The sequence below is a fragment of the Chryseobacterium sp. PTM-20240506 genome (genome assembly GCF_048296755.1).
Taxonomy (GTDB): domain Bacteria; phylum Bacteroidota; class Bacteroidia; order Flavobacteriales; family Weeksellaceae; genus Chryseobacterium; species Chryseobacterium proteolyticum.
The window spans coordinates 3838362-3850820 of record NZ_CP182581.1 but is presented as its reverse complement, the minus strand read 5'-3'; the positions used below and the strand labels follow the sequence as shown (position 1 = coordinate 3850820).

The following is a 12459-nucleotide window of genomic DNA, read 5'->3' as shown; positions in this document are numbered from 1 at the left end:
TTAATCTGTCATTTCAGTTGTATGATCAAAAAAAACGCTTGACAAGCATCTTATATATATAGTATCCTAGTAAGCATCCGACAACATCGGCTACTATATCTAAAGTTTCCATGGATCTTCCCAATCCCATTTCCTCCTGAAGGATCTCTGTAAGGAAGGCATATATAAGGATGATCTGAAAAAAATACGAAAACTTAATTTTAGGAAACGCAGCAATAAAGCAAAATCCAAGCATTGCAAAAATGCTGACGTGTAAAACTTTATCGATCCCATTGAACATAAACCAATATTCATGGTTCTCTTCTCCGGGCTTGAGAAGCATATAAGTAAGAAATGCCCAATAAATGGGCAATATCTTACTAAATATTTTTGAAATCCTATCCAATGATAGCCTGATATTCTTCTGCAGTAAGTAATCCAGACTGATCAGCACCATCAGCGATCTCTAATTTAATGATCCATCCGTCACCATAAGGATCCGTATTCAACAACTCCGGCTGAGCTTCCAGCTCTGAATTGAATTCCGTAACTTTTCCTGCGATAGGCAAGAATAGATCAGAAACAGTTTTTACAGCTTCAACACTTCCAAAAACAGCTCCATTATCAAGATCATCATCAACTGTATCGATATCAACATATACGATGTCACCCAACTCTCCCTGAGCAAAATCTGTAATACCAATAGTAGCTACGTTTCCTTCAATCTTGATCCACTCGTGATCTTTAGTGTACTTTAATTCCGATGGTGTGTTCATTTTTTGATTTTTATTATTCTACAAATTTATTCAAAATTATATAAGGTTCAAAAAAAGTATGTTTGTTTATTTGAAATGTTTTTTTACTAATTAAAAATAATAAAACTATAATGTATCAGCAAGCTATAAACTCAATTAAAATCTACTCATTATTTACTAAACAAAAGGGTCTTTCAAAATAAAAGCATCACCTATTTAATAAAAAATCATCCCTTTAGTAAAGGGATGATTTTAACGTAATTTATTTGTTATTCTATTTAAAAGCCTCCGGAGTCCCCAAATGTAAATGTCGCAGACAATCCTGCTCTAACTGTAGATAGCGGAAACGCTGTAGAGATTTTATATTTAGAAGTCATCTGTTCGTAGAAAACTCTTAGATTTAAGTTCTCAGAAACGTTGTAATCCGCAGATAGCTTTATGTTCATCAATCTCTGTCCTCCAGTAATCTGAGAATCATCCAATAGGATATTGGTAATACTGGTTCTGCTATCTCTTAATGAGAAGTCTCCCCTGATATTAAGATCACTTCCCTTTCCTTTACCTCTCTTTCTGGTATCATTGACTCCCAATCGGAAATTACGAATAATATACCCCAACCGAACGACATATTCTGTATTGGCATCTTCCGTAAGGGTTTGGTTTACCAATCCTAATAATAGCATTCTATTCCTATTATATTGGATACCGAACTGCATGTTGTTTCTCATCGTTACGTCAACCCCGATCAGTGGAGAGAACGACTCAACATATCCTACCTGAGAGAAAGTAAATGGATTGATATAGTTATTATTGACATCTAATAGACTACCACCTGTTGAAATTGCATTGAAATAATCAATACTTGACTGTATTCCTGTCGCAGTATAGGTAGCATTATAACTATGTAAAATATCAAACTTAGAGAATTGCCCATTGATGATTGGTACATTTCTTAAACCAGAATAAGTAACTTTCCAGTTTGGTATAGGCAAGCCCGCTTTTTTGGCGTCGCCAATTCCTTTAGGTGATTTTCCTTCAACAGCTGCCCTGAACGCAGGAATTAAAACATAAGCATTCGCAATACCATACCCTGCAGTAAATCCATCATTTCCTATAGTAGAGATATCCCCTATTTGCTGAGAAATGGCTCTGGCATTCTGTCTGATCGATTGATATACCGCTGCACCATCTTTGAAAGAAGTTTTTAAAAGTATTACTGAATTAGAATAGGTAATCAGATCATTTGCAAAAGTATAATCATGATTAGCCCTACCAAGATTCAGTCTATTATTGAACCCTGATTGAGAAAAATTCCTATTATAATTATGTAATACACTTACATCTACTCTCAGGTCATTCATTGGTACAACCTGCAAGTTAGCCCTTAGTTCTCTTGTTGACATTCTTACATAAGGGTCTGTCATATATTCAGAATCACTAATCCAGCCATTTTCCAAAACTGTTCTTCGTATATCAGCCTGTGAGCCCAATAAAAAGCCAATAGTAGGTCCACCCAATGTCTGCCCATATCCATACCAATTTGGCGCGGAAAGTAAACCTGGCAACACCGTTCCGTTATTTTCTGAATAATTCACATCTAGCTGTTTGAACGATGTAAGCATAAATGCTGCACTCTGTAAAACAGTCAGCTTGTTTTTAAATTTATAGTTTTTAAACTTATATCTTTTCTTTTCCCATTGTTGTGTGTATACATTATTTAGTGAGTCAATTTCCTGTTTACGTTTTGAAAGCTTGGTCGCTATATTCTTAAAATATTTGAACTGTCCGAAGAATTTTGGAAAATCAGCTGTCGCAGTAGCCTGAATAACATTTGTATTTTGACCAATAGATCCTAAACTTCCTTGTGGATTGTACAATAAAGCTGTAGATCTGGCATTCCAGTTATAAGTAAATCCATAGCCCAACTCTGCATCAATAAAATCAAGATATGGTAAATATTGGAAAGGAAGTTTGTAATTCAATTGTACCCTGTGGTTATACAAGACGGGTCTTCCCGATCTGAATACATTTCCAAAAATGGAAGAATTATCCATTGTGTTTACATCTACATTATCATTCAATGTTCTTGTTGCAGAGTTGATTTCCAGTTTTAAGGATTTAGTAAAATTAAACCCTAAACCATATTGCCATCCAAAATAAAAGTTTCTGTTTCTTATGGCCTGAGACTCATCATTGAAGTTACCATTGATTATAGCATCTACACTTCTGAATTCAAGTTCATTATAATTCCTGTCAATTTCCGTTCTGAAAGAGAATCTTGTAGGTATAGGATTTAAATTAAACTCTTTGACCCATCTCAGGTATTTAGTAGACTTAGCCGTATCACTGATCATTTTATTGAACGGCTTAATAACCCAAGGTTTAAAAGTATAATTATAATCTATATACCCTCGGAGATACTGCCTGTAGTTTTTCTTTGTATAAATGTCCCTGAAGAAATCATCATTATAAACAGCCGTAACGGATAGGTTTTCTACATCATAGAACTTAGGCTTTTTATTAGGATTGACCCTTTCTTTATGCATATTAACAACTCCCAAACTTCTCTGTTGAGTATATGTTCTCGCCACTTTTTTCAATTGCTCTCTATTTGCCGCCTTTTTAAACTCAACGTCTGTATCTAAAGGATTATACTTTGGATCTTCGATGGTTTGTGAGTAGGAATAATTAACCGGAATTTTAACCCCGGTTTTTTCAGGTAGAAATTTATCTAGGTTTACCGCCGTATTAATACTGAATGCTGATTGTGTAGACTGATTTCTTTCTGCCGGTTTAGAATCGATATTCCCGAATCCAACAGATGTGTAAGATGCACTTGTATTAACAACTGCAAAATCGCCAAGGTTAAAGTTTAAACTTGCATTTCCAGCATATCCTCCCTGATTATCTATTTCTGAAAGTCGAATTTCATTTACCCATAATATTCTATCAATAGGTCCTCCAGGCGCATCTCTATCAATCCCATTTCTAATACCGATAACTATAGTTGTAATATTACCTAAGCTTGGTCGTCCTTTAATATAAATATTCTTTAAATTGTCGGCCTCACCAAAAACCGCATCCCTAATTCTTTTTGAGATATTATTTGGAGAACTCTTGTCCCTCCTTATTTTAGCATCTACAAAGTTTTGAATTTCTAAATTAACTTCATTCTCCATTGGCCAAATTTCCATTGGCGTAGTTGCTGTTTTAGGTGTTATTTTTAAGGAAGCTTCGTACTCATAATAATTATCTGCTGCATCACTTCCAAAACGAATAAAAAATTTAGTTTTAGGATCCATGCCCTCTTCTCTTCTTAAAGGATCTTCGGCATGCACAAAAAGTTTTAATTTCTTATATCTTCTCATGTCCAAGGTTGTATTTTTAAATACTCCCCTTGATTCACTTTTTGGTAGCTGATTTGCCCTTAAATATAAAGAACTTTCATTTTGTCTTTGTACTCCTGCATTACCACTAAGAATTTGCCTATCTATTCCTGGAGGCAAAACATAAGGAGGTTGATTTAAAGCATTTTCCTCAATATTTACACTTCCAATTTCTAAATTTTGCGGATCAGGGACATTCACTGTTCCTTCTTCTGTTATTGGATTCGTATCGCCATCAGCTATTGACACTGCAGTATTTTTAGGATATTTTCTCCAGTCTGATCTTACTAAATCAAAGGTTCCAAATCTCAGTGTGGAAGTCTTATCAAATCCGGTCAATAACATTCTTGCAAATCGTACATTATTTAAAACTCCCGGATCATGATCCCCAGCATCCATTACATATGAAGAAACAGGAATTCTGAATAAATACCATTTTACAGGTGCAGTTTGTCCATTTTGAAACTGTGCCTGAACAGTTTTCATATCAACAATATTATTTTGTCCTAAAACTAAACTTTGCTGGTCCAGTTTAATCTGGTATTCGTTATAGTTTTCACTTTGATCCAGGTTATAATCTTTATTAATATCTTCAGCATCAGGAGTCTGAGATGCTACCTCGAGTGAATTGCTTTGTGAGTTTCCTTCTGGTCCTCTGAAATATTTGTATCTCTGAACCAAAGATGAAGCCTGCGTTCCTGTAAATTTTGCTGATAGATAAAACACAAAATCATCTACTGCAGGGTCAGCAAGGTTTGTCACCGGATTGGTGAATGTGTTTCCGAACCTCATGGCTTCCTGATCCGAAGTCAAACCATCATATCCGGCATCCTGCGCTGTTCTCTCTTGTCCTTCACTTGAAAAGGCATAAAGGATAGGTGGTTGCTTTGGCTGAATTCCCCAGTTTGAGCTTGTTGTTACAGAAGGTGTGGATGGTGTCGGTAATCCATTTTCATATTGCATATACCCATCCTTTAAAATATCTTCAGACACATTACCTAAATGAAGTAGTAACTTTGGATCCACACCCAGGGTGTTTCCGTCAGCATACGGATCCATCATCCAGAATTCTACATATTCGATATTAGAGTTTACAAAATTGGATACACTGATAGGTCTCATCATCCCCGACCATCTTTGCTGAGTAGTTTCATTATTAGGATTTACATTATAAGGCCCTTTTTCTGCTGGATAATAAGAGATATCCATAGTATTTAAAAAGGTCTGTTCACCAGCTACAAAATCCCTGTTATTGTAGATCTCTGAGTATTGTACTCGTCTAGAAGCATGATTAGATACGGACTGAGGTGTAATTCCTGCGGGAGCCCTTCCTCCAATTCCCCAAAATCTCGGATCAATTGTATACCAGGATAAGAGTCCTCTTCCATATCCATTAGTAATGTCATTACCTGCCCCTGCTCCCTGAAATACTCCTCCTGATTTTTCGGGTTTTGAGGCTAAACTCCACGCAGCTGGTTCTTTTAATGATATTTTGGATGTTGTCTGCTCAAAATCATCAATATAAGACTGATCATTTGTCCCCTTATTCAATCCAGGAAGCAAATAAGCACCTTCCATTTTAAAGTTTAAATTAGATGGAGCTTCAGTCTTTACCATCGGAATTTTATTGGTCAATCTTGTCAGGAATGGAACCTGATTGTTGTACATCAAATTGATGCCGGCCATAGTGTTATTTACTGCCTCTTGTCCATAATTTACCTTTTGAGTGAGCGGAGACTCAGAATAATTGACAACAGTTGCTCCTAAGATAAAATTCTCATTAAATCTTCTTTCTAAATTTAATCCTAAAAATCTTTTTCTCTGCGTATTGAAAGTTAACTGGTTTTCCAGTGAGATGTTAATTGCCTGACCAGATTGTTTTACATTCTCATTTATAATTGTAACCGTTCCCAGCATATAATCTACGGTATAATCAATCCCTTCCGTTAACTGTACTCCATTCGCAGAAACTTTTACGGAACCTTGTGGCACATTGACAGCTCCCAAAGAAATTCCCTGTCCTGCAGTTCCTTTGTAACGTCCCTCTAAGGTGTATCGTTTAGGAACATAGGTTGCAAATTGTTTTTGCTGGTTATAAATATCTGTTTGCACATAGGTAGGATCACTACTTCCAAGTACATTGCTCATATAGCTTCCGAACGGCTGTGTTTTCGTAAAGATGATCTTTCCTGTTTCCGGCCTTATGGTTATTCCATTGACAAAATCAAAAAGGCCGTCACCTGTTCCTCCACCACTATTATTTTGTATATCGCCGTTCATATTCAAACGGTCCCAGTTTAAGAGTTTCAATAAATTAGTGTCTTTAACACTTGTGTTAGGAAGATAATTAACCTTACCTCCTGTCTGGGCATCTCTATAAAGAACATTCAATATAAATCCATCCTGGCTTATCTGTCCTGCGTCTAAAGCATAAATATTCTTCATCATCAGAGGCCACATCGGAGACGAAACATCAATTTTCGTTGATCTCAGGACTTTTGTAATCAGTACAGGACTTTCTTCAGAAAATTCCCCAACTTTATATACTTTATTTGTTCCATCCGTATATGAATAAGATACCGCTAAAATCTGATTATCATTCAATTTTTGATTTAGCGAGATATATCCTAGCTGTGGCTGTAATGTATATTCACTGGCATTTAGCCTTCTCGCTTTTTTATTAAAAATATAATGAACATTATTATTATAAGTCTCTGTACCTCCGGTTGCAACAGGCAGTGATTGTCCCTGTATCAGGTCTGCATAGTTTACACCTGCATCACGTGGTATAGGTCCCATTGTGGTGGAAACTGTCTGGTAAAGATTATTATTAGGGTTGTCTGGTAGTGATCCACCCATATCTCCCAGGTCCCTGATACCAACAATGCTCTTTTGAGCCGCCAGATTACTGTTGCCCTGATCTAAAACATATACTTCAAGCCTTGTAATATTAACTCTGGAGTTGATCTGCGGATAATTAGCCAAGGCATTATCATAATTATCCAGGAAATAATGACTTAAAAAGAAGTGCTGATTATCTTCATAATCAATTGCGTCTATTTTAAAGGTGTTTACAGCACCCCCACCCTGTACAACTATATTTCTTGCTTCTCCCTGCTGTTGAGATAAGACTACTGTTCCAAAAGTTTTCCCTAATTGAAACTCAGTCTTCACCCCGAATAACGATTGGGAGCCCCTGATTAAACTGGTAGAAAGCGGCATATTTACATTACCAAATTCCACCCTTTTAATGATCCTGTCTTCTGAACCTGCTCCGGGTGAATTCACATCTCCAAGCCCTTTAGTCTGCAGGTCTTTCCAGCTTCCTTTAGACTGCCAGACTAAATTCATCCTGTTTTCAAATGCAAAACCACTTTGAGTATCATAGTTGGCCTTGAGCTGCAAATTTTCTCCTACTTTACCCAGTAAACCGAGCTGAATTCTCTGATTGATATCAAAGGTAAAACTGGTTCTGTTTTGCGGTAAGATTAAAGGGTTATCAATCTTTTGATACAATCCTGCAAAGTCAAAGGAAGCAAATCCTGTAGGGATAATTTCTATTTTATTGCTTCCGAAAATTGTTTCAAAAAGTTTATTTCGGATAGTTAATGCCGGAATTAATCCTCTTCTCTGTGCATCGCTTTTATCTTTTCTGAAGAGTAGATTATATTTATCCGATTTATCTTTGTAATAAGCCTTGGTCTGGCTTGCCATCATGAATTCCTTATATTCCTGAGGCGACATTGCAGTCGGCGGTCCGGTTACTGTATTTCCTATTTTCGGATATACATAATACATTCCGGTTTTTATATCGTAAAAGGCTTCAAATTGAGTAGGATCAGCCAGTTCATAGTCCTTCTTTATAATTGCAGTGTCACGTCTTACCTGTGCAAAGGTAGTTACTGACATACATAAGAACGACAGGAACAAAAATATATTGAGATACTTATTATTTGCCACCAAATGTTAAAGGTTTTTTAAAATTTGTTTTACCAATTCTTCTACCGAAATGCTTGGATTTTGTTTCATCATGCGGTCGGCGATTTTTTCGCTCATCCGTTTAGGAATTCCTAAAACTTCTAATGCAGATAACGATTCTTCCTTGATTTTATTATTCACCTGTGTAGAAATATTTTCCTCAAGACCATTGAATTTTTGGACTTTATCTTTCAAATCCACAATGATTCTTTCTGCTGTTTTAGCGCCAATACCCTTGGCTTTTTGAATGAGGGCACTGTTTCTCGAAAGTATAGCTGTGGCAATCTCATCAAGGCTTAAAGTAGATAGTAAAATAAGTGCTGAAACCGCTCCTACACCATTAACACTTATTAACAAATTAAACATCTCTTTTTCTAAACGACTGTTAAAGCCAAACAACAAATGAGCATCTTCACGAATGATTTGCTGAATGAATAAAAAAGTCTCTTTATTAAGAGTAAGAGTTTGCGAGGTCATTAAACTAATACCTGTATAATAACCAACTCCATTAACGTTGATTACAGCATAAGTTGGCGTAAGTTCTTGAACAATGCCTTGTAAAGAAAATATCATTATTAATTTTTAAAACTCCCAAATATAGTAATTTAAACTAATTAATGTTTTCATTTCACGCACGAATGATTTTTAACTTAATTTTTGAGGTGATACTCAACCATTTGGTTGAAAAACAAAAAACTCCAAAATTTGGAGTTTTTAAATATTTAAATCGAAGATTTTTTTTAAAGATATTATTTTTTAGCTTCTCTTCTCTGGGCATCAAGAACCGCCACTGTTGCAAGATTTACAATTTCATCTACACTTGAACGCATTTGTAAAACATGCACAGGTTGTTTTAATCCCATAAGAATAGGTCCAATCACTTGGGCAACTTTCATCCCTCTGATAATTTTATAAGATAAATTAGCACTTTCAAGATTAGGGAATATAAATGTATTTGCCGGAGTTTCTCCTAATTTTGAAAATGGATAATCACTAAGGTGATCCGCATTCATAGCAAAATCAGGTTGAATTTCACCATCTACAATCATTTTAGGATACTTTTCATGTAAAATACTTACTGCTTTTGCAACTTTTTTAGAAGTTTCAGAGATCGCAGCAAAATTCTCGAATCCGAGCATTGCAATTCTTGGTTCAATAGCAAAAGATTTAATAGTAATCTCCGCCATTCTTGCAATATTTACAAGATCTTCCGAAGTAGGATTATTATTAATAGATGTATCAGCAAAGAAAATCGGTTTCTTTTCAGAAAGGATCATCATCATTGCTGCCACTTTATCTACTCCTTTTTCTTTTTCAATAATCTCTAAAACAGGACGTAAAACGGATGCATAATTTTTAGAAAAACCTACAATCAGCGCATCTGTATCGCCATGCTTCAACATTAAAGGACCAAAGTAATCCCTTTGACGCACAAACCTTTTAGCCTTGTATTCATTCATTCCTTTTCTTTGACGAAGTTTCCAAAGCGTTTCTCTATATTTTTTCCTGTTTTCTTCCTGATCATCATCATTCGGATCAATAATCGGTACATCCAGATTAATTCCGTAACGTTCCATTTGCTCCTTGATGTATTTCTTTTCGCCCAACAAACTTGGATAAGCAATTCCTTCTTCATAAAGAATCTGAGCCGCCTTCAATACGTTGTATTCTTCTGCATTTCCTAAGGTCACCCTTTTTGGATTGGATTTCGCACGGCTTTGCATCATCCTTACCAATTTTTCATCTCTTCCCATTCTATCAAGAAGCTGATGTTCATACTCTTCAAAATCAGAAATAACTCTACCAGCAACTCCACTTTCGATAGCTGCTTTTGCCACAGCACTGGAAACCCTGGTAATTAACCTGTTATCAAATGGTTTTGGAATAAAATACTCTCTACCGAATTGAAGGTTTTGAAGATTATAAGCCAAAATAACAGCTTCAGGAACTGGTTCTTTTGCCAAATCTGCAATTGCATGAACAGCTGCAAGCTTCATTTCTTCATTAATTCCTTTCGCCTGTACATCAAGTGCACCACGGAAGATGTAAGGAAAACCAAGTACGTTATTAACCTGATTAGGAAAATCACTTCTACCAGTTGCCATAATTACATCCTTACGTGTTTCAATAGCAATGTCATAAGCAATCTCCGGATCAGGATTTGCCAATGCAAAAACAATAGGATTTTCATTCATACTGTTGAGCATTTCCGGGGTCATTACATTTCCTTTAGATAACCCGACAAAGACATCAGATCCTTTTACAGCATCTTCCAAACTCTCAATATCCGTCTGAGCGATAAAATCTAGTTTTTCAGGAGTCAGGTTTTCTCTCTTATGATTGATAACTCCCTTACTGTCGCACATTAAAACATTTTCTTTCCTGAGGCCTAATGAAATATACAGTTTGGTGCAAGCAATAGCCGCAGCACCGGCACCATTTACCACCATTTTTACGTCCTCAATATCCTTATTGGCAATCTGTAAAGAATTAATAAGTGCAGCAGCAGAGATAATAGCCGTCCCATGTTGGTCATCATGCATCAACGGAATATCCAATTCCTCCTTTAATCTCTGTTCAATATAGAATGCTTCAGGAGCTTTTATATCTTCAAGGTTAATTCCTCCAAAAGTTGGAGCAATCCCTTTTACAATCTGAATAAATTTATCAGGATCTTTCTCATTGATCTCAATATCAAAAACATTGATATCAGCAAAAATTTTAAATAACAGCCCTTTTCCTTCCATTACAGGCTTCGATGCTTCCGGTCCAATGTCACCTAATCCTAAAACAGCTGTACCATTAGAAATTACAGCTACAAGATTACCTTTTCCGGTATAATCATAAACAGTCTCCGGCTTTTCGTGAATCTCCATACAAGGAACAGCCACTCCAGGAGAATATGCCAAAGACAAATCTCTTTGAGAAGAGTGGGGTTTGGAAGGGATCACCTCGATCTTCCCTTTGGGTTCAGCTTTGTGGTAATCTAATGCGGCTTGATTAAAGTTCTTTTCGTCGCGATGGATTTTATTTGACATAGAGTGTATTTTTTTATAGTATATATTTAATATGGTAATTTACTAAACTTTCAATCGGTTTTTGTACAATATTACCAATGTTTAAATTAAGTTCTGCAGCTGCAGAGCGAAGAATATCTTCATAATAATAAGCAATAGATCCGATAAAGTTAATTTCGGCATCCTTGGATTCTTCATAAGGAAGAACCTGGTATTCAAAGAAATTTCTCATCTCCTCGAAAACCATTTTTTGAAAGTATGGGTGATCCTTCCGTTCTACAACGAATTTATTGAAATTAGCCAAATAAGCATTTGGCCTTGAGGTATGGTACATATTCTTTAATGCCTCCTCAATTGTTAACTGATAGATTTCCTCAAATTCTACATGTAGGTCCTGAGGAAGTTTCTGCATGAAAAAGCGACGTACCAATTGTTTACCAATAGCACTTCCACTACCTTCATCACCAATAAGAAATCCCAGAGACGGTAACTTTATTTTTAGATTTTCCCCGTCAAAATAACAAGAATTGGATCCCGTTCCCAGAATGCAAACAATAGCAGGCTTCCCAGTATAAGCGGCATACGCAGCAGCCATCAGATCTTCTTTTGCTAAAACATCAGCTTTAGTAAAAAATTTACCTAATTCTCTTTCGATAGTCGCACAGTTTTCAGGGATACCACATCCTGAACCATAGAAAAAAACCTTTGTTATTGAGTTTTTAACAGCACTAAGGTTGATGTTTTTTTCAATTTCGGGTACAATAAGTTCTGCGGCAATATTATTGGGATTAAAACCAATAGTCTCCGTCTTCATAAAGACCTTTTTAAAGTCATCTAAAATTACCCAATCACATTTGGTAGAACCGCCATCAACAATAGCAACCATATATTACATTTTAGTTTAAGGATGCTAAATTATGAATTTTATCTCTAAATAGCTTCACAAAGAAGCCACAACGTGACTGGTATAACTAATGTTTTATATCATCTTTTTTTTCATTGAACTGTATCAGCCAGTCCTGAATTTCATCTTCCAGATAAGAAGCCTGTAACATCATCGCATTGATAAAATCATCTGGCACCTGTTCACCCTTGGAATTTTCAAGATTCCAAAGCTCATCAGACATATTTTCATATTCAGAATATACTCTCCTGAAACGGGAATTTTCCTTCTCAAGAGCTTCAATATTTTTCTGTTGGAGCTGGAATTTTCTGTATTTGTTTTGACTTTTCATACAAATATTGTTATAAATTGGGTTATAAATTTGTGGAGAATGCTTTCAATCGGGCATTACAAGATAGAAAAAACCATCAACACAACTGGCTGAAAATGAATTTATTATC

Annotated in this window: 7 protein-coding genes; all 7 read right to left on the bottom strand. The window is 35.8% G+C overall.

The features are described from left to right. Window positions 1-25: 25 nt before the first annotated feature. The 7 genes from ACNFU2_RS17145 to ACNFU2_RS17115 all read right to left on the bottom strand — a co-directional run bounded on the left by ACNFU2_RS17145 (window position 26) and on the right by ACNFU2_RS17115 (window position 12350). Window positions 26-436: a VanZ family protein gene (locus ACNFU2_RS17145; RefSeq protein WP_373428031.1), complete on the bottom strand. Its 411-nt coding sequence runs from the start codon at window positions 434-436 to the stop codon at window positions 26-28. Beyond that, window positions 378-755 carry a glycine cleavage system protein GcvH gene (gene gcvH, locus ACNFU2_RS17140; RefSeq protein WP_273650657.1) on the bottom strand — a complete coding sequence of 126 codons (378 nt, stop codon included), beginning with the start codon at window positions 753-755 and terminating at the stop codon, window positions 378-380. The genes ACNFU2_RS17145 and gcvH overlap by 59 nt, the downstream gene beginning before the upstream one ends. A 257-nt stretch (window positions 756-1012) precedes the next feature. Then, on the bottom strand, window positions 1013-8029 hold the full coding sequence (gene sprA, locus ACNFU2_RS17135; RefSeq protein WP_273650656.1) for a cell surface protein SprA: 7017 nt from the start codon (window positions 8027-8029) through the stop codon (window positions 1013-1015). A gap of 57 nt (window positions 8030-8086) precedes the next feature. Beyond that, window positions 8087-8671: a Holliday junction branch migration protein RuvA gene (gene ruvA / locus ACNFU2_RS17130; RefSeq protein WP_172284202.1), complete on the bottom strand. Its 585-nt coding sequence runs from the start codon at window positions 8669-8671 to the stop codon at window positions 8087-8089. A 176-nt stretch (window positions 8672-8847) separates the two neighbouring features. Further along, window positions 8848-11136 (bottom strand): NADP-dependent malic enzyme, encoded by a 2289-nt coding sequence (locus ACNFU2_RS17125; RefSeq protein ID WP_273650655.1) that lies wholly within the window; start codon window positions 11134-11136, stop codon window positions 8848-8850. Between the two features lie 13 nt (window positions 11137-11149). Next, entirely contained in the window at window positions 11150-12001 is an 852-nt protein-coding gene (locus ACNFU2_RS17120; protein ID WP_172284206.1) for a BadF/BadG/BcrA/BcrD ATPase family protein, read from the bottom strand. Between the two features lie 85 nt (window positions 12002-12086). Then, on the bottom strand, window positions 12087-12350 hold the full coding sequence (locus ACNFU2_RS17115) for a hypothetical protein (protein ID WP_172284208.1): 264 nt from the start codon (window positions 12348-12350) through the stop codon (window positions 12087-12089). Between the last annotated feature and the right edge of the window lie 109 nt (window positions 12351-12459).

What these genes read in the sequence shown, in the direction of transcription:
- ACNFU2_RS17145 (WP_373428031.1), bottom strand. Translation starts at nt 436, where the DNA reads ATGGTGCTGATCAGTCTGGATTACTTACTGCAGAAGAATATCAGGCTA.
- ACNFU2_RS17120 (WP_172284206.1), bottom strand. Translation starts at nt 12,001, where the DNA reads ATGGTTGCTATTGTTGATGGCGGTTCTACCAAATGTGATTGGGTAATT.
- ACNFU2_RS17125 (WP_273650655.1), bottom strand. Translation starts at nt 11,136, where the DNA reads ATGTCAAATAAAATCCATCGCGACGAAAAGAACTTTAATCAAGCCGCA.
- sprA (WP_273650656.1), bottom strand. Translation starts at nt 8,029, where the DNA reads ATGTCAGTAACTACCTTTGCACAGGTAAGACGTGACACTGCAATTATA.
- ruvA (WP_172284202.1), bottom strand. Translation starts at nt 8,671, where the DNA reads ATGATATTTTCTTTACAAGGCATTGTTCAAGAACTTACGCCAACTTAT.
- gcvH (WP_273650657.1), bottom strand. Translation starts at nt 755, where the DNA reads ATGAACACACCATCGGAATTAAAGTACACTAAAGATCACGAGTGGATC.
- ACNFU2_RS17115 (WP_172284208.1), bottom strand. Translation starts at nt 12,350, where the DNA reads ATGAAAAGTCAAAACAAATACAGAAAATTCCAGCTCCAACAGAAAAAT.